We start from the raw sequence: 20770 nt of genomic DNA, 5'->3' as shown, positions 1-20770 counted from the left end.
GTCTTCTTTGTGGCTGTGCTGTGCCTCTGAACGCTGCGCTGTCTTTCTCGGCTTGGACCTTCGGGCTCGCCTTGACTTGCGACCAACCTTCCGTTGCATAGCAACGCTAAAGGGGGACCGGGGGATTTCTCCCCCGCGTATCTCCATAATTAAATATACTAGGGGCTTTGAGATGCGACTGACCGTGTCCCATCGTGCTTTGCGCGCTTCGGTGGCAATGGCAACAATGGTCTTCTTTGTGGCTGTGCTGTGAATCTGAACAATGCGCTGTCGAACTCGAATTGGAACTACGGGCTGGCCTTTACTTTCTGCTTTTGGAATAATAACCAATGCATCTCAAGGTCATTTACACCGCAGGCCGTTGCAATACGGCTAGGCTATTGCCGAGTGGAAATTCAGCCGATGAAGGAGAGGGCTAGTAATACGGACATAATGAACGCCTTCTAGGTGAATAAGTCATGAAAACATATAAGCATTTATTCGAGCAAGTGGTTGCAGAGGATAATATAAGGCAAGCGATAGAAGAGGCAGCAAAACGCAAACGGGAGCGAAGAGATGTGAAAAGAGTGCTCAACAACATGGACTATCATGTTGAAAGAGTTCAAAAGATGTTGATAAATGAAGAATATTCAGCGCATATCGACAGAGTATGTGTAATCAACGAAGGGACGCACTTGAAAGTAAGGCGAATCAGAAAGCCTCATTTCAAATACGACCAGATAATACACCACGCGGTGATACAAGTGTTGGAACCCATTCTGATGAAGCCTATGTATGAGATGAGCTGCGGATCTATTCCAGGACGAGGCTCACATTACGGCAGAAAGAGAATTGAAAAATGGATTCGTTCTGATGCTAAAAATACAAAATATATCTTCAAGATGGATATCAAACATTTCTATGAAAGTGTAGATAAGGATATCCTAAAAGGCATGCTCCAGAGAAAGATTAGAGATTGGAAGATGCTCAATCTACTATTTGAAATCATTGACGGATGTGAAAGAGGTCTACCGCTTGGTAACTACACATCACAATGGTTTGCGAACTTCATGTTGACCGAGCTAGACCACTACGTTAAGGAGGAGCTTAAGGCTAAATACTATGTTAGATACATGGATGACATAGTAATCTTTGGACCTAATAAGAAAGAGCTCCACAGGATACACAAGGAGATAGAAAGATACTTGAGAGAAAGGTTCCATTTGAGAGTCAAAGAGAACTGGCAAGTATACCGCTTCGAATATGTATCGCGTAAGGATGGAAAGCTCCACGGAAGAGACCTTGATTTCATGGGTTTTAGGTTCAAGAGAAACAGAACCATCTTAAGACGTTCTATTTACTATCGAATCACAAGGAAAGTAAGGAGAGTGGCCAAGAACGTGACCATCCAAGGAGCGTGCGGCATGGTTAGCTACATGGGATACATCAAGAACACCGATTCATATATGGTCTACAAAGAATACATCAGACCGGTTGTGAATATAGGAAAGCTGAAAAAATTCATATCTGTTAGAAGAAAGAAGGAGGCGATTAGGCGTGAAAATTACATGGAGAACCGTGACAGGTACACAGACAGAAGTTCCGCTTGAAGTAGATGTGACATCAAGCCAGGATACAGTGTATCTAAGACGAGACATCAAGCCAACTACCATAGAGATGGAAAGTGGCAACATTGAAGGCTACACATACCAAGAGGCGCAGCTGACAGTTGATGAGTACGAGCAATACATTTCAGAGATGGAACAGCTTGAGTCCGAAGCATTCAAAGCACAGGTTGCAAACAACGAAGCAATCATGGAAGCTTTGGCCGAAATGTACGAGATGATCGCAACGATTGGAGGTTGAAAGAATGGTTAAATTATATGCAAGATTAGTTATCTTAGGTAGCAGAACCATTGATGAAGTGCCTGAGAAGTTCAGAGAGGCTGTCCTTGAGGAAATCGAGAGACAGAAGTTTCTATGAAACGTCAAGAACCTGAATACTATCCTAAGTATTCAGGCAAGAGCGGAAGCCTAAACAATGCATTGAAAGAGTTAGGCGAAAAAACATTGAACGCTAAGGGGAAGATAAAAGTTGCAAAAGCAAATGCAATACCAGACTACACTGGCAGAGCAGAACAGAACCTTGCGTTGATTGAATTACTTAAGTCAGGAGCACTTATCAAACCAAAGTTAAGTGTTTTTGATACATCCTCAATTGGAGCATCTAAATGATGCTCCTTTTTAAGTGGAGGCACAATTGGAAAAAATATTACTAGCACAAAGTGAAATCATTGGAAGGCTCTGCGCGTTATGCGAGGAGCTGACAAAAGAGCTGGCTCAGTTCAAATGCATAGAACGCGAAGAAATCCTTCTGAAAGAAATTATGGAGGAGGACAATGTTTATGAGAACATTAATAGCTAATCTCAAGCTGTGGGTGGCAGCACTAAACACACCTAAGATTAATCTATGCGCCGCAGCAGGCGCACTTGGCAGTATCATCACATACCTATTCGGAGGATGGACAGAGGGCATGCAGACATTAATGGTTTTGATGGTAATTGATTATGTGACAGGATGGATTGTTGCTGCAGTATTCAAGCAGTCGAAGAAGACTGAAAGCGGAGGACTGTCGAGCAACATCGGTTTCAAAGGATTATGCAAGAAATTCGTCGAATGGATGATTGTGGCAGCTATGTTTAGACTAGATATTCTATTAGGCATTAAATATCTGAGAGACCTTTGTATAATTGGTTTTGCTCTCAATGAAATCATATCCATAACAGAAAATGTTGGATTGATGGGAATACCACTCCCACCAGCAGTCCAAAAGGCTATTGCAATATTAAACGAGAAAGCAGGAGCAGATAAGAAGGAGGATGAAGACAATGAAAACATCAACGGCAGGTCACAACCTGATTAAATCGTACGAGAACTGCAAACTGACAGCGTACAAGGCAACCTCATCAGAAAAGTATTACACAATCGGCTGGGGGCATTACGGATCAGATGTAAAGAAGGGAATGAAGATAACTCAAGCACAGGCTGACGCATACTTCATCAACGATTTGGCAAAGTTCGAAGCCAAGGTCAACAAGTACCAGGCTAAATACAATTTCAATCAGAATCAGTACGATGCACTGGTGAGCTTCGCATACAACGTAGGCTCGATTGATGGACTCACAGCAAATGGCACAAGAACTATCGCTCAGATATCTGCGAAGTTTGGAAGCTACAACACCCAAAAAGGAAAAGTACTTGCTGGATTGACTAAGAGAAGAGCTGCTGAAAAGAAGCTCTTTAATACAGCTGTCAAAGCAAGCTACATATATGAAGGCGTAGACATGAGTTTAGTGTTTAACGCCACATATTACGCCAACAGATACGCAGACCTTAAAGCGACCTATGGAACGAATGCAGCACAGCTCTTTGAACATTTCAAAGCTTACGGAATGAAGGAAGGCAGACAGGCGATTGATACATTCAACGTTGTAACCTACAAGGCAAGATACGCGGATTTGCAGAAGGCATTCGGAAACAATCTGCCTGAGTATTACAAGCATTATTGCACATATGGACATGCGGAGAAGCGAACAGCGGTGTAATCCTCCCTATATAGGCTCAGTGACTTAGGATATCTTAGGTTGCTGGGCTTATTTTTTTAAAAAAATTAAGAAAATTATTGAAAAACTGTTGACAATATACCGAAAAAGGTATATTATATAATCAGAAAGGAGGTAAAGACAATGGCTAAGAAAAAGAAGAACAAAAACAAAAAGAAGTTCCTAAAGAACCTCGAAGAGATTACAATAGGAACTATCGCAGGAGTCTTATCAGGAATTGCAACCTCGCTGATAATAAAACTCCTAAAGTGGTAAAGCAAAGGGGCGAAAGCCCCAACGCTTTCCTTGATTATAGCAACAAGCCATTGTTAAATCAATATGAGAATAGCGATAATTGTAGCCGTTATGGTAGGATGTGGAGTTACAATATATCTTCACAGAAAGCACAACAAAAGAGAGGATTAAAGCATGGACTTAGGGGCTAATCTAAAAAAGGCAAGAAACGATGCCGGACTGACACAAAAGCAATTAGCAGAAGCTCTTGACGTATATCAAAAAGATATAAGCCGATGGGAAAAGAACGAGCTAACTCCCAACACTCTGACCTTTGCAAAAATATGCAAAGTGCTTAATGCTTCTGCTGACGAAATACTCGAATTGCAATAAGAAATAACAAATATTTAAAGGAGAGGGAAAAATGAAAAAATACTACATTTACGACAAAGACGAAAGAAACTACCAGCAATACACATTCGAGCAAGTAAAAGAGTTCTTCAATATAGAGGACGATACAATCAAGGATATTGACGATGTGGAAGAATATCTGAAAAAAGAAGCGGATGGAATGGCTGTTCCATGGACAATTGAGGAAGTTCAAGACTGAGAGGCTTTTCTTGAACAAGAATAAAAAACGGCGTCACTTAGATAGACTCTAGGTGGCGCCGCCTTTTATTTTGTGGACAGATATGATATAACAATGTTCATAAAATACAAAAGAAAATTGCATGTGTCTATAACGGGGATGACTAATGCGATATTAAATAACTAGCAACGAGGAAGATATGCACGAATTAGCAGTAACAGAATATGTATTTAATTTGGTAAAAAAGCAGGCTGATGCCAATAAAGTAGAAAAGGTAGAAAAGATTCATCTGCTTATCGGTGACCAGTGTGATTATGTACCAGAGATTATTGAGGAATACCTGCAGGTAATGAGCGAGGGCACACCTCTTGAAGGTGTAAAGGTGGATGCCAAGGTAAAGGAATCTACAGTAATCTGTAAGGATTGCGGGGCAGTATTTACACGTCATGAATTTGCAGGAAGCTGCCCTAAATGTGGCAGCGATAATCTAAAGCTTAACCGGTGCACAGATTTTATTGTGGAAAACATCGAAGTTAAATAATTATTCTGATACAGAAGGTTTTTACAAATGACAATCATACTAGATAATATAAGCAAATCATATAATGGCAAAAAGGTACTTGATAATCTAAAGGTGGAGATAGAGGATGGCAGATGCTATGCTTTTGTAGGAGAAGCAGGTTCAGGAAAGACTACAGCTCTTAAGATATTCATGGGGCTAGAGCAGCCTGATGAGGGAAGCGTAGCTAGAATGGGAGATTACAAATATCCTACACTTCACAGCGCCTACGTTTCCCAGAATGGACAGCTTAATCTTAAGAAAAGCGCTACCTGGAATGTAAAAAAGGCTCACAGATGGGCTAGTAAAGGTAGGGCAGCAGAGGAACTTTTAAGGTTTCTTGATGCAGATAAATTGGAGCTTCCTGTTAGCGAGCTAACACCAGTTGAACGCCGATTGGTGGAGCTTACAAGAGCATTCTTTGTTCCTGCTGATTTCATAGTTTTAGACGAGCCATTTGAAGGAATGGATGAAGAGCTTAGAGCAAAATGCCTGGATTACATTATGCAGGTAAAAGGCAACAGACCTCTTCTGATAGCTCAAAGAACAGAGGACGGATTGGATTTCGCTAAAAAGATAAGATTGTCATAATGCTACGGGGGGTGTTTATGGTAAATACGATAATAGATTATTTGCAGGGAATGAACGATGGGGCAGTTGCCATACGTCTTGTTCTAGCCACCTTATGTGGCAGTTTGATAGGATGGGAGCGTGTAGTTAGACGGCACAGCGCAGGTATCCGTACATTTGCCTTGGTTAGTTTAGGCTCAGCAGTTGCCACGGTTCTTAACTTATATCTTGCAATACTTCCTAACATGGAAGCAGATGTTAGCCGTATTCCTGCTGGAGTTGTAAGCGGTATTGGCTTCCTTGGCGCAGGTACTATTATCGTAACAGGACGAAACCAGATAAAAGGGCTCACTACTGCAGCATCTCTTTGGGTGGCATCATGTATGGGAATGGCTTTTGGTGCAGGCTATGTGTTTGTGGGATTTGTATGCTTTGCTCTTGTAATGATTGCAAATGTTGTCCTTGTTCACGTAAGCCAGCAGATTGAAGAGAACAGCCGTTACGTCAGCATCTATATCGAGGTTGAGGAAACCAATGGTGTCAAAAAGCTTAGAAAGAAATTTTCCGAGATGGGCTACAGCATAAGCAGTATGAACAAGACTAAGGATAAGACACTTTCTGGTTCTGACACAGCCCTTATGATAGAGCTTGATTTCGGCAGCAAGCATTCTCATCAGGAACTGCTGGATGCTCTTAATAATTTAGATTTTGTAAGTTATGTTGAAGAGGTCTAGGATATTTATTTTTTACTAGAAACTAATTTTTTGAATTAAGGATTTTTACTTCCTCACATTATATTGTTTTTAGAAGCTGAATAGTTTCTATTGCAACTATCAACATTATAATGGAGGGAATTCTATGAATATTTTAGTAAGTATTATTACTGGCGGAATTGCTGGTTGGCTAGCTGGTATAATCATGAGATCCAACCACAATGTACTTATCAATGTGTTGCTTGGTTTGGCAGGCGGCGCAGTGGGTGGATTTATCCTAAGACTCCTTGGCATTTACGCTTATGGTTTCCTTGGAAATATACTGGTAGCTATCATTGGCGCTTGTCTTTTGATATTTATTGCAAAAAGATTTTAGGAATAAACCCTATTTAAAGTCTGACGAATTGTAGGATTCGTCAGACTTTTTTGTTATACTAATAAAAGTGAGAGTTAATTATGGAAAATTTTGGAGGGTGATTATGATTAGAGATGGTAAGGTTTGGATTGCAAATACAAAATCAGGGGAGCAGATTTTTATTCTTCCTAAGATGGCTAACAGACATGGCCTTATTGCTGGTGCAACGGGAACAGGAAAGACTATCACACTTAAGGTGATGGCAGAATCCTTTTCTGATATGGGAGTTCCAGTTTTTCTTGCTGATGTAAAGGGCGATATTGCAGGCATGATAAATCCTGGCAAGGATAGCGAGGATATGCAGGCTCGTATAACGAAGTTTGGATTAGATTCCCAGGGCTTTTCTTATCATAATTATCCAGTTACTTTTTGGGATGTTTTTGGTAAGAATGGTATTCAGGTCCGTACCACTATTACAGAGATGGGACCACTGCTTTTATCTAGAATTCTTGATTTAAACGAAAATCAAAGCAGCATTCTTTCCATAGTTTTTAAAATTGCCGATGAAAATAATCTTGCCTTAATTGATACTAAGGATTTAAAGTCCATGCTTAATTATGTGGCTGATAATAATAAGGAATTTGAGGATGAGTATGGAACACTTAACAAGCAAAGTATAGGCGTTATTCAAAGAGCTGTTGTGGCATTGGAGATGGCTGGAGGAGAGCAGTTTTTTGGAGAGCCTGCAATAGATATACGAGACTTTTTGACAGTAGGTGAGCAGGGACGTGGAATGATTCACATTCTTGATAGCAGAAGCCTTATTAACAATGGCACCCTTTATTCTACATTCCTTCTTTGGATGCTTTCGGAATTGTTTGAGACTATGCCAGAGGTAGGTGATTTGGATAAGCCAAAGATGGTCTTCTTCTTTGATGAGGCTCATCTTTTGTTCAAGGATACACCAAAGCATTTGATTGAAAAGATAGAACAGGTTGTTAAGCTGATTCGCTCTAAAGGAATTGGTGTTTATTTCATCACCCAAAATCCTAGAGATATTCCAGATGGGGTATTGGCGCAGCTTGGAAATAAGATTCAGCACGCTCTTAGAGCATACACACCATCTGACCAGAAAGCTATTAAGGCTGCGGCAGATTCGTTCCGGGAGAATCCTGCATTTAAGACAGTTGATGTGATAGAAGCTCTTGGTACAGGAGAGGCAGTAATATCTGTCCTTCAGGAGGATGGAACACCATCTATTGTGGAGCAGGCAGCTATACTGCCACCTCAGTCTCAGATGGGCGGAATATCAGATTCAGAAAGAGATAATGCAATAAAGGCAAGTATTCTTTATTCCAAATATGCTAATGGTTATGATGCCGAGTCGGCTTATGAGTTGTTGCAGAGAATGGGAATTGAAAAAGCTGAGGCAGAGGCGAAGGCTGCGGCAGAAGCTGAGGCTGCAAAAGTAGCTGCAAAGGAGCAGGCGGCAGCTGAAAAGGCAGCCGCCAGAGAAGCTGAAAAGGAAGCAAATCGCAAAAAGAGAGCGGCCAAATCTGTTGGAACCACTGTGGCAGGCACCCTGGGACGTGAAGTGGGAAAGAAGCTTGGCAAGCAGATTGGGGGCAAGTTCGGTCAAACACTTGGCGGTAACACAGGGGCTCAGCTATTTAGAGGCTTGCTTAACACATTGATTAAATAATTAGATTAATCTTTCGTTAAACTTTTTAAGGATTTGTTCCTTATTAATCTGGCTCCAGTCTAAAAGATGGCTGTAGATTTCTGCAATCAGCTGGTTCTTAGAGATTGGAGCTTGGCCATTTTTGAAAAGTGAACCGACGATTGATTGTAAGTCTTCAGGAAATTGGCTTATATCAGAGTCGAAATTAATGCCGATTCCAACAACAATCCACTGAACCATTCCAGAATCAAATTCGATTCCAGATTCAGTTAGAATCCCGCAAACCTTACACCCATCAATGAATAAATCGTTGATGGGTTTTATTTTTGGAGAAAGACCGGTTAAGCTTTCTATTGAATCTGAAACAGTAATGCCAGTGTAGGCTGTGATAACATCTGGCTCTAATGTAGGAAGCATTTCCGGGGAGAGGATAACACTCATGTAAATGCCACCCTCAGGAGAATAGAAGCTGTGGGTACCTCTACCTTTGCCTATAGTCTGACTACGTGCAATTATAAGAGAACCATGACAAATCCCTTCCATAGCCATTTCTTTGGCGGTTTTGTTGGTGGAATCCAAGGTATCAAAAATGTGGATAAGAGCTGTATCAATATTTCTATCCATGTTAGAAAGAATTCCCTGGGCAGAGATGATGTCGTTGCTTTCACCTAGGCGATACCCCTTTTTGTTTACAGCTTCAATTACATAGCCTTGTTTTCTTAGCTCGTTTATAGCTTTCCAAATAGCGTTTCTGGATATGCCAAGGGAAGAAGCAATGGCTTCACCAGAGATATAAGTATTTTTATTTTTTTCTAGTAATTCTAAAACCTTGTCTTTTGAACTCATGGGAGGACTCCTAAGTATTTATGGTAAGTGATGTTGTTATATGCTGCGATGTTACTATTCGCAGTAACTAAAACTACATTCATTATCTACGAATAGTAACTTTATTTTCACACTTTAAAGTAGTAAAGTTTACTAAACTCTCCATATATATATTAGAAGTATTTATGCTATTTTGTCAAAGTTATTAAAATGGGTCGCAACTTCTTGAATTTCACACTTTACTGCGATAAACTATTAAAAATGGTTTTTATATATAAGGGAAGGAATAATCATGACTTACAACATTGGTGTAATCAAAGGAGACGGAATTGGACCGGAAATCGTTAAAGAGGCAGTAAAGGTATTAGATGCCGTTGGTGCTAAGTTCGGTCATCAGTTTAATTATAATGAGATTCTTATGGGAGGCTGTTCAATCGATGCAACAGGAGAGCCTCTTACAGATGAGGCAATTGAAGCAGCAAAGGCTTCAGATGCAGTGCTGATGGGTTCAATCGGTGGCAACACATCTACCAGTCCTTGGTACAAGCTACCTGCTGATAAGCGTCCAGAGGCCGGATTACTTAAGCTTAGAAAGAGTCTTAATCTTTTCGCAAATCTCAGACCAGCATATTTATATGAAGAATTAAAGGAAGCTTGTCCTCTGAGGGATGATATTATTGGCGAAGGCTTCGATATGATGATTATGCGTGAGCTTACTGGAGGACTATATTTCGGAGAGCGCTCTACTAAGGAAGAGAATGGACAGCTTGTTGCCAGAGATTCTCTTACATATTCCGAGACAGAAATCAGACGCATTGCAAAGCGTGGTTTTGATATTGCAATGAAGCGTCGCAAGAAGGTTACATCTGTTGATAAGGCTAACGTACTTGATAGCTCAAGACTTTGGAGAAAGATTGTTGAGGAAGTGGCAGCTGATTATCCAGAAGTTACTTATGAGCACATGCTTGTAGATAACTGCGCAATGCAGCTTGTGAAAGACCCTGGACAGTTCGATGTAATTCTTACTGAGAATATGTTCGGAGATATTTTATCTGATGAAGCATCTATGGTTACCGGTTCCATTGGAATGCTATCATCAGCTTCGCTTAATGATACAAAGTTCGGACTATATGAACCATCAGGCGGTAGCGCGCCTGATATTGCAGGAAAGGGCATAGCAAATCCTATAGCTACAATTCTTTCTGCAGCAATGATGCTTCGCTACAGCTTCGATTTAGATGCTGAAGCAGATGCCATCGAAGCGGCAGTAAAGAAGGTACTAAAGGACGGCTACCGTACCATCGACATCATGCCCCGAGACGGCAGCGCCGTAAAGCAGGTCGGCACCGTGGAGATGGGCAACTTGATTGTAGAACGACTATAAAAGGCTTCCCCCTTGGGGGGTGCTAGACTCCAGTGGAGTCTGTTTAGCACCGACCGAGCCGGAGGCGAGAAAAGCTGTCACCGCAGGTGACTGATGAGGGGGGATGTAAATGCGACCCTCATCCGTCTGCTTCGCATCCACCTTCCCCCAGAGGGGGAAGGCTTTGAAAGGAGTCAAATATGAGAAGTGATAATGCAAGAGCTGGCATGCAACAGGCACCAGCACGTTCCTTATTTAATGCACTGGGCTTTACCCCAGAGGAAATGAAAAAGCCAATGGTTGGTATCGTATCGTCCTACAACGAAATCGTACCAGGCCATATGAATATTGATAAGATTGTAGATGCTGTAAAGCTTGGCGTTGCCGAAGCTGGTGGAGTTCCAGTAGTGTTCCCGGCTATTGCTGTATGTGATGGTATTGCCATGGGACACATCGGAATGAAATATTCCCTTGTAACACGTGACCTTATTGCAGATTCTACAGAGTGTATGGCACTTGCACATCAGTTTGATGCACTTGTAATGGTGCCAAACTGTGATAAGAATGTACCAGGTCTTCTTATGGCAGCAGCCCGCCTTGATCTTCCTACAGTTTTCGTATCAGGTGGTCCAATGCTTGCAGGTCATGTAGGTGGTCAGAAGCGTTCCCTTTCATCTATGTTTGAGGCAGTTGGTGCACATGCGGCTGGCAATATGACAGAGGATGAGGTAGAAAATTTTGTAGAAAATGTTTGTCCAACCTGTGGTAGCTGTTCAGGTATGTATACAGCCAATTCCATGAACTGCCTTACAGAGGCACTTGGAATGGGACTTAGAGGAAACGGCACAATCCCTGCTGTTTATTCAGAGCGAATTCGTCTTGCTAAGCATGCAGGTATGGCTGTTATGGATATGTATAACAAGGGTATTACAGCTCGTCAGATTATGACAAAGGATGCAATCCTTAATGCTCTTACAGTTGATATGGCACTTGGTTGCTCAACAAACTCAATGCTTCATTTGCCAGCTATCGCTCACGAAATCGGATTTGATTTCGATATTGAATTTGCAAATCCTATTTCTGAAAAGACTCCAAACCTATGTCATCTTGCACCAGCAGGTCCAACATACATGGAAGACCTTAACGAGGCAGGCGGTGTATGGGCTGTTATGAAGGAGCTTGCAGACATCGGATTACTTAACACAGACTGCATGACAGTTACAGGAAAGACTGTTGGAGAAAATATTAAAAATGCAGTAAATAGAAATCCAGAGGTTATCAGACCTGTGGACAATCCATATACAAAGACTGGTGGACTTGCAGTCCTTAAGGGAAATCTTGCACCAGATGGCTCCGTAGTAAAGCGAAGCGCAGTTGTGCCAGAGATGCTTGTACACGAAGGTCCAGCCAGAGTATTTGACTCAGAGGAAGATGCTATCGCAGCCATCAAGGGTGGCAAGATAGTAGAAGGCGATGTAGTGGTTATCCGCTACGAAGGTCCAAAGGGTGGTCCTGGTATGAGAGAGATGCTCAATCCTACATCTGCCATTGCAGGTATGGGACTTGGCTCATCAGTTGCCCTCATTACTGACGGTCGATTCTCAGGTGCCAGTCGTGGAGCTTCCATCGGACATGTTTCCCCAGAAGCTGCCGTAGGCGGACCTATTGCACTTGTTGAAGAAGGAGATATAATCTCCATCGATATACCAAATTACACCATGACACTAAAAGTTTCGGATGAGGAGCTTGCTGCACGTAAGGCTAAGTGGCAGCCTCGCGAGCCAAAGGTTACAACAGGTTATCTAAGAAGATACGCAGCGCAGGTTACTAGCGGCAACCGCGGCGCAATTCTGCGTACCCCAGAGATTTAAACCGCTGGTTACGTTAACAAGCCCTGCTTCAACTGTTACGCTCACAAGCATTATATTTCTACGCTCGCTAAAATGCTTCGCTTTAGAAACATAATAGCTTGTTAGCTACAGTTAAAGCAGTTCTTGTTAACTACCAGCTCATCTAATAAGCGGCTACACAACCTAGGCAAGCGCGAGCAGGGGTGCTAAAGGTCCAGTGGACCTTTGCTTAGCACCGACCGGAGTGGAACAGAGAAAGTATCATGCAAGCTAGGAAGGAACCGCGAAGCGCAAGCGTAGCGGGAGGTTGCCTAGCGCAGTATGAGGGGTGCCCTGCGGGAGCATGAAAAACTACTAAGCCGCGTAGATATATATACGTCGAGAAAGGTAAAGATATGTTATTAAATGGTTCAGAGATAACTATAGAATGTTTGAAGGAGCAGGGCGTGGATACTGTGTTTGGGTATCCGGGAGGCGCTATTCTTAATTTGTATGATGAGCTTTATAAGCATAAGGATGAGATTCATCATGTGCTTACAAGCCATGAGCAGGGCGCAGCCCATGCAGCTGATGGCTATGCAAGGTCTACAGGTAAGGTTGGCGTGTGCTTAGCTACCAGTGGTCCTGGGGCTACAAATCTTGTTACAGGTATAGCAACAGCACACATGGATTCAGTGCCAATTATTGCCATTACATGTAATGTTGCGCTTCCACTTCTTGGTAAGGATTCATTCCAGGAAATTGATATTGCAGGTATTACAATGCCTATCACAAAGCATAATTTCATTGTGAAGGATGTAAGGGATTTGGCAGAGACAATCAGACGTGCCTTCGTTATTGCAAAGAGCGGTCGCCCAGGTCCTGTACTTATCGATGTGCCAAAGGATGTTACAGCTCCTAATAATAAATGCGAATATATGCCTATGAAGCCTATTCCTGTAGGTAGGGTTAAGAAGAATATTACTCCAGAAGCTTTGGAGGGTGCAGTAAGCCTTATTAAAAAGTCTAAGAAGCCAGTGATTTTTGTCGGTGGTGGAGTTGTGCTTTCAGGTGCGGCTAAGGAGTTAAAGAAATTTGTTGACCTTGTAGATGCTCCAGTTTGCGATACTCTTATGGGTAAGGGTGCATTTAGTGGAACAGATGAAAGATATACTGGAATGCTTGGAATGCATGGCTGTAAGGCTTCTAATCTTAGTGTTTCAGAGTGTGATTTGCTTATTGCAATCGGAACTAGATTTTCAGATAGAGTTCTTGGCAATCCAGATAAATTTGCTAAGAATGCAAAGGTGCTACAGTTTGATGTAGACCCAGCAGAAATCAACAAAAACATCATTACTGATCATGCAATCATAGGTGATGTTAAAGAGACTTTGTCTAGATTAAATAAGATATTGGAACAGCAGAACCACGAAAAATGGGTGGCTCAGGTTAAAGAGCTTTCTGACAAGAATCCACTTAAGATTCCATCAGAGGGACTGTCAGGACAGTTTGTTGTGGCTGAAACATATCGTCAGACTAAGGGCGAGGCTATCATTACTACAGAAGTTGGGCAGCATCAGATGTGGGCAGCTCAGTTTTATAAATATAAAAAGCCACGTCAGCTTCTTACATCAGGCGGACTTGGAACAATGGGCTACGGTCTTGGAGCTGCTATTGGTGCGGCAACAGGAAATCCTGGCAAGAGAGTAATTAATATTGCTGGAGACGGCTGCTTTAGAATGAATATGAATGAGATGGCAACAGCTTCTAGAGAGAAGCTTCCAATCATAGAGATTGTTATTAACAATCATGTGCTTGGAATGGTTCGTCAGTGGCAGACCATCTTTTATGAAAAACGCTATTCTGCAACAGTTTTAGATGACGGCGTAGATTATGTAAAGCTTGCAGAAGCCATGGGGGCAACAGGAATCAGAGTTACTTCCCAGGAAGAATTCAAATCGGCACTCAAGGAGGCACTAGTCTCCGAGAAGCCAGTGCTTATTGACTGTATCATTGATTCGGATGATAAGGTATGGCCAATGGTAGCACCGGGAGCACCTATTAATGAGTTCTTTAAGGAAGACTAATTCTAAATAAAGGAGAGAGCGTAATGAGTAGAGTTTACAATTTTAGTGCAGGACCAGCAGTTTTACCAGAAGAGGTATTGAAGGAAGCGGCAGATGAAATGCTTGATTATAAGGGCTGTGGAATGTCGGTTATGGAAATGAGCCACAGAAGCAAGGTTTTTGATGAAATCATCAAGGACGCTGAGGCTGATATCCGTAAGCTTATGAACATCCCTGATAATTATAAGGTGCTTTTCCTTCAGGGTGGTGCAAGCCAGCAGTTTGCAGCAATACCTATGAATCTTATGAAGAATAAGAAGGCTGGTTATATCATCACAGGACAGTGGGCTAAGAAGGCATATCAGGAAGCAAAAATGTATGGCGAGGCTGTAGAGCTTGCTTCATCAGCTGATGAGACATTCAGCTATATTCCAGATTGCTCGGATTTACCTATCACTGATGATATGGATTATGTTTATATCTGCGAAAATAACACAATCTATGGTACAAAATTTAAGACTCTTCCTAATACAAAGGGTAAGGATTTGGTAGCAGATGTTAGCTCATGCTTCTTATCAGAGCCAGTGGATGTTACAAAGTATGGTATCATCTATGGCGGTGTTCAGAAGAACGTGGGTCCAGCTGGTATGGTTATTGTAATTATTCGTGAAGATTTAATCAGAGATGATGTTCTTCAAGGAACACCAACAATGCTTAAGTATAAGACACAGGCAGACAATGACAGCTTGTATAACACTCCACCATGCTATGATATTTATATCTGTGGCAAGGTATTCAAGTGGCTTCTCAAAAACGGCGGTCTTAGCGCAATGAAGGAGCTTAATGAGAAGAAGGCTAAGATTTTATATGATTATCTTGATTCTTCAAAGCTTTTCAAGGGCACTGTTAGAAAGGAAGATCGTTCACTTATGAACGTACCTTTTGTTACAGGTAATGAAGAGCTTGATGCTAAGTTTGTAAAGGAAGCAACAGCTGCAGGCTTTGTAAACCTTAAGGGTCACAGAACTGTTGGTGGCATGCGTGCTTCTATCTACAACGCTATGCCAATCGAAGGTGTAGAGAAGCTTGTTGAATTTATGCGTAAGTTCGAGGGGGAAAACGCGTAAGACGTTTTTTAATACCTATGAGGAGCCTGTAGGTAACAAGCTATTATATTACTCAAGGGAATCATCAGATGACTGGAGTAATATAATGCTTGTTACCGTAACAGGCGGACTAGGATTTTATGGAGGTTATAGAATGTTTACATATAATTGTTTGAATCCAATTTCAGATAAGGGTCTTATAAATTTTTCAACAGATTACAAAAAGGTTGAAAATATTAGCGATGCAGATGCATGCTTAGTTCGTTCAGCAGCAATGCATGATATGGAGCTTGGCAAGAAGCTTGCATGTATCGCAAGAGCCGGAGCAGGCGTTAACAACATTCCGCTTGATAAATGTGCAGAGGAAGGAATCGTTGTATTTAATACACCTGGTGCTAATGCAAACGGTGTAAAGGAGCTTGTATTCGCCGGAATGCTTTTGGCATCACGCGATATCATTGGTGGTATCCAGTGGGTAAACGAAAACAAGGATGACGAAAATGTTGGAAAGACAGCAGAGAAGGCTAAGAAGGCTTTTGCCGGAACAGAGCTTGCTGGTAAGAAGCTTGGTGTAATTGGCCTTGGTGCTATCGGTGTAAAGGTTGCTAACGATGCCACACATCTTGGAATGGAGGTTCTTGGCTATGACCCATACATCTCTGTAAATGCAGCATGGAATCTGTCTCGCAATGTTAAGCATGTTACTAATGTAGAAGAAATCTATAAGGAATGTGATTTCATTACAGTACATGTTCCACTTCTTGATTCTACAAAGGGAATGATTAACAAGGAAGCTGTACAGCTTATGAAAAAGGGTGTAGTAATCCTTAACTTTGCAAGAGACTTGCTTGTTGACGAGGCAGCGGTAATAAACGGTATCGAATCAGGTAAAATTCGTCACTATGTTACAGATTTTGCCAACCCAACAGTAGCTGGTGTTAAGGGAGTTATCTGTACACCTCATCTTGGTGCTTCTACAGAAGAAGCCGAGGATAACTGTGCAGTGATGGCTGTTAAGGAAATCATGGATTACATGGAAAATGGCAACATCATCCACTCAGTAAATTATCCAGATTGTGATATGGGAATCTGCTCTGCAGAAAGCCGTGTAGCCATTCTTCACAAGAACAAGGCTGGTCTTATCGCATCATTTACAGGTATCCTTAGCAAGGAGAATGTAAACGTAGATGACATGACTAACAAGAGCCGCGGAGATTTCGCATACACACTTCTTGATTTAGGAACAAAGCTAACTGATGAAATTATCGCAGAAATTGAAAAGGTTGATGGGGTAATTAAGGTTAGAGTGGTAAAATAAATACAAAGAATAGAAAGACGGCTGATTTAGCCGTCTTTTTTCATCCTCTAAAGTGTGTTATAATACTACAGATTGTAAAGATTTGGAGGATGCTATGGATACAGTAGAAACAGTATCAGCAGATGAGCTGGTTCAAGATATTCAAACAGGAGTATTTCAGCAGCAATTAGAAAGCTTGGTTCCTAAGTTCTGGAGTTTCTTTTGGAGTGCTATTTTGGCACTTATCGTATTTTTCATTGGAACTCGCATTATAAAAGGTGTTATAAAGCTGTTTCACAGGGCAATGAACATTAAGGACGTTGATCCTGGTGTTGAGACTTTCTTAGAGTCGGTTCTTAGATGGATTCTTTATATTATATTACTCACCATTATACTTGGATTGTTTGGGGTGACTACCACTTCAATATCTGCCGCTGTTGCAGGATTTGGTGTGACCATTGGTCTTGCACTGCAGGGGGCACTTTCCAATTTTGCTGGTGGTATATTGATTCTTCTTATGCATCCATTCAAGGTGGGGGATTATATTATTGAGCATGCCACTGGGCAGGAAGGTACTGTTAGCAAGATTAATATCATTTATACCACTCTTAAGATGGTGGATGGCAGATTGGTGCAGATTCCAAACGGTACACTTTCAGCAGCGTCTCTTACCAACTGTACAGCCCAGGAATATCGCCTCTTTAATGAGACTGTTGGCATTAGCTATGATAGCGATATCAAAAAGGCTAAAGAAATCCTTAAATATATTGCAGAAAACTGCGAGCATAGGGTAGATAATCTCCCTATTCAGGTGTTTGTATCTGAGCTGGGAGACAGTGCAGTGCTGCTAGGGCTTAGATTCCCTATAGAGATTGATTACTTTTGGCAGGCAAAATGGGACACCTTAGAAGAAATTAAAAATAGATTTGATAAAGCTGGTATTGAGATTTGCTTCAATCAGTTGGATGTCCATATTAAAGATAAATAGACTAGAAAGGCATAATATTGAATAACGCATACGAATTATTAAAAGAGGAAAAGCTAGAGGGGCTTGATTCCTTAGGATTTATATTTGAGCACAAGAAGACAAAGGCTCGTATTTGTTTTATTTCAAATGATGACGATAATAAAGTATTTTATATTGGATTTAGGACTCCCCCAAAAGATTCTACAGGTGTAGCTCACATAGTTGAGCACACTGTACTTTGCGGCTCTGAAAAATATCCAGTAAAGGACCCTTTTGTAGAGCTTGTAAAGGGAAGTCTTAACACATTCCTTAATGCTATTACATATCCGGATAAGACAGTTTATCCAATAGCCAGCACTAACAAAACAGATTACATGAATCTTATAGATGTATATATGGATGCAGTTTTCCATCCAAACATCTACAAATATCGTGAAATCTTTGAGCAAGAGGGCTGGCACTACGAGATGGAGAATGAAGATAGTGATTTAACCATCAACGGCGTTGTTTACAACGAAATGAAGGGCGCATATTCTTCACCAAATGATGTGTTGTCTCGCCAGATACTTAATTCTCTATTTCCTGATACCACCTATGCTATTGAATCAGGCGGTGATCCTAAGGTAATACCAACTCTTACCTATGAGGATTTTTTGGCATTCCATAGTAAATACTATCATCCTAGCAATTCTTACATATATGTATATGGAGATGTGGATATAGATGAGCTGTTAGAATACCTGGATACTAAATATCTTCGTTACTATGACTATTTGCAGGTGGATTCTGAGATTAATATGCAGCCTGCCTTTGATAAGCCTGTAGAGATAACAGTTGATTATCCAATCGGGGCAGACCAGGATACGGCTAACAATGCATATCTTTCTTATAATGTCTGTATTGGAGATGTTCTAGACCCTAATATGTACAGGGCTTTTGATGTTTTAAATTATGCACTTGTTTCAGCACCTGGTGCGCCACTATATCAGGCTTTGATAGATGCTAACATTGCAGAAGATGTTGATTGTTCTTTTGAATCTTCTCAAAGACAGATGTATTTTTCTATTGTGGCAAGAGGTGCCAATGAAGAAGACAAGGATAAGTTTGTTGAGATAATCGAAAGCACTCTTAAGCAGCAGATTGAAAAGGGCATCGATAAAAAATCATTATACGCTGCTATTAATGGAGAGCAGTTTAGGGCCAGAGAGTTAGATTTTGGTAGTGCGCCTAAGGGACTCATTATAGGTCTGCAGCTTCTTGATAGTTGGCTATATGATAGGAATCAGCCATTCTTACATCTACATGGTGTAGAGATATTGGAGAAAATTAAATCAAGAGTTGATAACGGATTGTTTGATTATATTGCCGATGTATTCCTTTTATCAAATAAGCATAAATCTATAGTTACACTTCGCCCTAAGCAGGGTCTTACAGCAGCCGATGACGAAGCACTTAAGGTTAAGCTTGCAGGCATCAAAGCATCCATGTCTGCAGAAGAGATAAAAGAGATTGTTGAGCATACAGCTTATTTAAAGGAATATCAACAAACACCTAGCCCTAAGGAGGATTTGGCAAAGATTCCTCTTCTTAGCAGATACGATTTAACCCGCCAGGCTAGGCCTATTGATTTGGCTGTTTATGAGGAAGATGGAACCACAATCCTTCATCACAAGGTAAGCACTAATGGCATCCATTATTTTAATATGGTGTTTGATATATCAGACCTTCCACTTGAATCAGTGCCTTATGTATCAATGCTAGAACGGTTTATTGGTCTAATGGATACAAAGAATTACAGCTATACTGATTTTACCAATGAGATGTATTTGCACACTGGTGGAATTACTACAAACACAGCAGTTCATGAGATATATGGTGAAAGTGATAAGTGCAAAATGACCTTTGAGGTTCGTTCAAAGTTCATTTATGAGGAAGCAGAAAATGCCAAGGATCTTGTCCTTGAAATGATATGCAATACTAATTTCTCAGATGAAAAGAGGTTAAAGGAGCTTATTACAGCTGAAAAGTCTCAAATGGAATACATCCTAAATTCCAGAGGCAATCAGGTGGCTGCCACAAGAGCTCGCTGTGGATATTCAAGGCGTGCAAATATAGCAGACCTTGGAAACGGAGTTCGCTTTTATCGCTTCCTAAAAGATATAGAAGACAACTTTGAAGCTAGAAAAGAGGAAATTATATCTACACTTAATAAAATTAGCGAGATTATCTTTTCTAAGGATAGGCTGCTGATTTCTTCAACTGGCAAGGGTGAGGCTTTAGAACAATCAAGGAAGCTTGTAGCTCAAATAAAGCCAATGCTTACCCAGCAAAGGTTAGAGTTTGAGGGTAGTGACAGCTTTGAGATACATCCTGTTAAGGAAGCTTTAAAGGATGCCTCTCAGATTCAATATGTTGCCATGGCTGGAGATTTTGTTAAAGCAGGATATAATTATAGTGGAGCTTATAAGATTCTCAACACAATCCTAGGCTATGATTATTTCTGGATAAAGGTAAGAGTTCAGGGTGGAGCCTATGGCTGCAATATGAATGCAAGTCGCCAGGGAGATATGGTATTTGTTTCATACCGTGACCCAAATCTTGCTGAGACAATAAAGGTATTTGAGCAGACAGGTGATTATCTAAGAAGCTTTGATGCAGACGAACGCGACATGACCAAATATATAATAGGAACAGTTAGTGGAATGGATACACCTCTTACACCATCCCAGAGAGGGCTTAGAGGGCTTAATTGTTACTTATCTGGTGTTACACAGGATATTCTTCAGCGCACTCGTGATGAGGTATTGGATGCTACTGTGGAGGATATACGTGCACTAGCTGCGCCTGTGGATGCAGCTATGGAGCAGGGATATGTATGCGTCGTAGGTAATGAATCTGTAATCGAGGCGAATAAGGAACTATTTAATAATATAGAGAGTTTATATAATTAATTTAGGAAGAGCACCCTCATCAGTCAGCTGCGCTGACAGCTTCCCCCAGAGGGGGAAGCCATAAGAAAGCCTTCCACAAAAGG

The 20770-nt window shown here is 41.2% G+C and carries 23 protein-coding genes; 22 read left to right on the top strand and 1 reads right to left on the bottom strand.

The genetic code is table 11. From position 1 onward, the window contains the following. Positions 1-458 precede the first annotated feature (458 nt). The 15 genes from IJ535_RS03715 (at position 459) to IJ535_RS03645 (ending at position 8304) form a co-directional block, all read left to right on the top strand. The gene (locus IJ535_RS03715; RefSeq protein WP_294299022.1) at positions 459-1589 is read left to right on the top strand and encodes an RNA-directed DNA polymerase; all 1131 of its coding nucleotides are present in this window, start codon (positions 459-461) and stop codon (positions 1587-1589) included. Next, positions 1537-1845: a hypothetical protein gene (locus IJ535_RS03710; RefSeq protein ID WP_294299019.1), complete on the top strand. Its 309-nt coding sequence runs from the start codon at positions 1537-1539 to the stop codon at positions 1843-1845. Before IJ535_RS03715 ends, IJ535_RS03710 begins: the two co-directional genes overlap by 53 nt. Positions 1846-1849: 4 nt before the next feature. Then, the gene (locus IJ535_RS03705; RefSeq protein ID WP_294299017.1) at positions 1850-1963 is read left to right on the top strand and encodes a CD1375 family protein; all 114 of its coding nucleotides are present in this window, start codon (positions 1850-1852) and stop codon (positions 1961-1963) included. After that, a complete protein-coding gene (locus IJ535_RS03700; RefSeq protein ID WP_294299015.1) occupies positions 1960-2214 on the top strand; it encodes a hypothetical protein in 255 nt (84 codons plus the stop codon). The genes IJ535_RS03705 and IJ535_RS03700 overlap by 4 nt, the downstream gene beginning before the upstream one ends. A 25-nt stretch (positions 2215-2239) precedes the next feature. Then, on the top strand, positions 2240-2404 hold the full coding sequence (locus IJ535_RS03695) for a hypothetical protein (protein ID WP_294299012.1): 165 nt from the start codon (positions 2240-2242) through the stop codon (positions 2402-2404). Beyond that, positions 2385-2903 carry a phage holin family protein gene (locus IJ535_RS03690; RefSeq protein WP_294299009.1) on the top strand — a complete coding sequence of 173 codons (519 nt, stop codon included), beginning with the start codon at positions 2385-2387 and terminating at the stop codon, positions 2901-2903. The genes IJ535_RS03695 and IJ535_RS03690 overlap by 20 nt, the downstream gene beginning before the upstream one ends. Beyond that, a complete protein-coding gene (locus tag IJ535_RS03685) occupies positions 2869-3585 on the top strand; it encodes a lysozyme (RefSeq protein WP_294299008.1) in 717 nt (238 codons plus the stop codon). The genes IJ535_RS03690 and IJ535_RS03685 overlap by 35 nt, the downstream gene beginning before the upstream one ends. Positions 3586-3726: 141 nt before the next feature. Then, positions 3727-3858 carry a hypothetical protein gene (locus tag IJ535_RS03680; protein ID WP_294299006.1) on the top strand — a complete coding sequence of 44 codons (132 nt, stop codon included), beginning with the start codon at positions 3727-3729 and terminating at the stop codon, positions 3856-3858. A gap of 153 nt (positions 3859-4011) precedes the next feature. Next, positions 4012-4209, top strand: coding sequence for a helix-turn-helix transcriptional regulator (locus IJ535_RS03675; protein ID WP_294299003.1), 198 nt, complete (start codon positions 4012-4014; stop codon positions 4207-4209). A 31-nt stretch (positions 4210-4240) separates the two neighbouring features. Continuing rightward, entirely contained in the window at positions 4241-4426 is a 186-nt protein-coding gene (locus IJ535_RS03670; protein WP_294299000.1) for a hypothetical protein, read from the top strand. A 178-nt stretch (positions 4427-4604) separates the two neighbouring features. Next, positions 4605-4946 (top strand): hydrogenase maturation nickel metallochaperone HypA/HybF, encoded by a 342-nt coding sequence (locus IJ535_RS03665; RefSeq protein WP_294298997.1) that lies wholly within the window; start codon positions 4605-4607, stop codon positions 4944-4946. A gap of 27 nt (positions 4947-4973) precedes the next feature. Continuing rightward, positions 4974-5555, top strand: a complete 582-nt coding sequence (locus IJ535_RS03660; protein WP_294298994.1) for an ABC transporter ATP-binding protein — start codon at positions 4974-4976, stop codon at positions 5553-5555. A 17-nt stretch (positions 5556-5572) separates the two neighbouring features. Next, positions 5573-6268, top strand: coding sequence for an MgtC/SapB family protein (locus tag IJ535_RS03655; protein ID WP_294295750.1), 696 nt, complete (start codon positions 5573-5575; stop codon positions 6266-6268). 124 nt (positions 6269-6392) lie between these two features. Continuing rightward, a complete protein-coding gene (locus IJ535_RS03650; protein ID WP_294295749.1) occupies positions 6393-6623 on the top strand; it encodes a GlsB/YeaQ/YmgE family stress response membrane protein in 231 nt (76 codons plus the stop codon). A 103-nt stretch (positions 6624-6726) separates the two neighbouring features. Further along, entirely contained in the window at positions 6727-8304 is a 1578-nt protein-coding gene (locus tag IJ535_RS03645; protein ID WP_294298992.1) for a helicase HerA-like domain-containing protein, read from the top strand. Here the strand turns inward: IJ535_RS03645 and IJ535_RS03640 are convergent, their stop codons facing one another. Further along, on the bottom strand, positions 8305-9129 hold the full coding sequence (locus IJ535_RS03640; protein WP_294298990.1) for a biotin--[acetyl-CoA-carboxylase] ligase: 825 nt from the start codon (positions 9127-9129) through the stop codon (positions 8305-8307). 271 nt (positions 9130-9400) lie between these two features. Here IJ535_RS03640 and leuB point away from each other — a divergent pair, with 271 nt between their 5' ends. The 7 genes from leuB to IJ535_RS03605 all read left to right on the top strand — a co-directional run bounded on the left by leuB (position 9401) and on the right by IJ535_RS03605 (position 20687). Next, entirely contained in the window at positions 9401-10492 is a 1092-nt protein-coding gene (gene leuB, locus IJ535_RS03635; RefSeq protein WP_294298987.1) for a 3-isopropylmalate dehydrogenase, read from the top strand. A 179-nt stretch (positions 10493-10671) separates the two neighbouring features. Further along, a complete protein-coding gene (gene ilvD / locus IJ535_RS03630) occupies positions 10672-12342 on the top strand; it encodes a dihydroxy-acid dehydratase (protein WP_294298984.1) in 1671 nt (556 codons plus the stop codon). A 374-nt stretch (positions 12343-12716) separates the two neighbouring features. Next, positions 12717-14387 carry a biosynthetic-type acetolactate synthase large subunit gene (gene ilvB / locus IJ535_RS03625; protein WP_294298980.1) on the top strand — a complete coding sequence of 557 codons (1671 nt, stop codon included), beginning with the start codon at positions 12717-12719 and terminating at the stop codon, positions 14385-14387. A gap of 23 nt (positions 14388-14410) precedes the next feature. Further along, complete coding sequence (gene serC, locus IJ535_RS03620) at positions 14411-15493, top strand: 3-phosphoserine/phosphohydroxythreonine transaminase (RefSeq protein WP_294298978.1); 1083 nt, start codon at positions 14411-14413, stop codon at positions 15491-15493. 133 nt (positions 15494-15626) lie between these two features. Further along, entirely contained in the window at positions 15627-16790 is a 1164-nt protein-coding gene (locus IJ535_RS03615) for a phosphoglycerate dehydrogenase (RefSeq protein WP_294298976.1), read from the top strand. 94 nt (positions 16791-16884) lie between these two features. Continuing rightward, positions 16885-17757, top strand: coding sequence for a mechanosensitive ion channel family protein (locus IJ535_RS03610; RefSeq protein WP_294298969.1), 873 nt, complete (start codon positions 16885-16887; stop codon positions 17755-17757). A 17-nt stretch (positions 17758-17774) separates the two neighbouring features. Continuing rightward, positions 17775-20687 carry an insulinase family protein gene (locus IJ535_RS03605; protein WP_294298966.1) on the top strand — a complete coding sequence of 971 codons (2913 nt, stop codon included), beginning with the start codon at positions 17775-17777 and terminating at the stop codon, positions 20685-20687. Positions 20688-20770: the final 83 nt, after the last annotated feature.

Source organism: Pseudobutyrivibrio sp. (assembly GCF_017471675.1).
Taxonomy (GTDB): Bacteria; Bacillota; Clostridia; order Lachnospirales; family Lachnospiraceae; genus Pseudobutyrivibrio.
The sequence above is the reverse complement of the archived record's forward strand: the minus strand, read 5'-3'. Positions and strand labels throughout refer to the sequence as shown.

Coding starts and splice junctions, on each gene's coding strand:
- IJ535_RS03670 (WP_294299000.1), top strand. CDS start 4,241: ATGAAAAAATACTACATTTACGACAAAGACGAAAGAAACTACCAGCAA.
- IJ535_RS03645 (WP_294298992.1), top strand. CDS start 6,727: ATGATTAGAGATGGTAAGGTTTGGATTGCAAATACAAAATCAGGGGAG.
- IJ535_RS03675 (WP_294299003.1), top strand. CDS start 4,012: ATGGACTTAGGGGCTAATCTAAAAAAGGCAAGAAACGATGCCGGACTG.
- IJ535_RS03640 (WP_294298990.1), bottom strand. CDS start 9,129: ATGAGTTCAAAAGACAAGGTTTTAGAATTACTAGAAAAAAATAAAAAT.
- IJ535_RS03610 (WP_294298969.1), top strand. CDS start 16,885: ATGGATACAGTAGAAACAGTATCAGCAGATGAGCTGGTTCAAGATATT.
- IJ535_RS03615 (WP_294298976.1), top strand. CDS start 15,627: ATGTTTACATATAATTGTTTGAATCCAATTTCAGATAAGGGTCTTATA.
- IJ535_RS03700 (WP_294299015.1), top strand. CDS start 1,960: ATGAAACGTCAAGAACCTGAATACTATCCTAAGTATTCAGGCAAGAGC.
- IJ535_RS03665 (WP_294298997.1), top strand. CDS start 4,605: ATGCACGAATTAGCAGTAACAGAATATGTATTTAATTTGGTAAAAAAG.
- IJ535_RS03715 (WP_294299022.1), top strand. CDS start 459: ATGAAAACATATAAGCATTTATTCGAGCAAGTGGTTGCAGAGGATAAT.
- IJ535_RS03690 (WP_294299009.1), top strand. CDS start 2,385: ATGAGAACATTAATAGCTAATCTCAAGCTGTGGGTGGCAGCACTAAAC.
- IJ535_RS03650 (WP_294295749.1), top strand. CDS start 6,393: ATGAATATTTTAGTAAGTATTATTACTGGCGGAATTGCTGGTTGGCTA.
- IJ535_RS03705 (WP_294299017.1), top strand. CDS start 1,850: ATGGTTAAATTATATGCAAGATTAGTTATCTTAGGTAGCAGAACCATT.
- IJ535_RS03655 (WP_294295750.1), top strand. CDS start 5,573: ATGGTAAATACGATAATAGATTATTTGCAGGGAATGAACGATGGGGCA.
- ilvD (WP_294298984.1), top strand. CDS start 10,672: ATGAGAAGTGATAATGCAAGAGCTGGCATGCAACAGGCACCAGCACGT.
- leuB (WP_294298987.1), top strand. CDS start 9,401: ATGACTTACAACATTGGTGTAATCAAAGGAGACGGAATTGGACCGGAA.
- IJ535_RS03680 (WP_294299006.1), top strand. CDS start 3,727: ATGGCTAAGAAAAAGAAGAACAAAAACAAAAAGAAGTTCCTAAAGAAC.
- serC (WP_294298978.1), top strand. CDS start 14,411: ATGAGTAGAGTTTACAATTTTAGTGCAGGACCAGCAGTTTTACCAGAA.
- IJ535_RS03660 (WP_294298994.1), top strand. CDS start 4,974: ATGACAATCATACTAGATAATATAAGCAAATCATATAATGGCAAAAAG.
- ilvB (WP_294298980.1), top strand. CDS start 12,717: ATGTTATTAAATGGTTCAGAGATAACTATAGAATGTTTGAAGGAGCAG.
- IJ535_RS03685 (WP_294299008.1), top strand. CDS start 2,869: ATGAAAACATCAACGGCAGGTCACAACCTGATTAAATCGTACGAGAAC.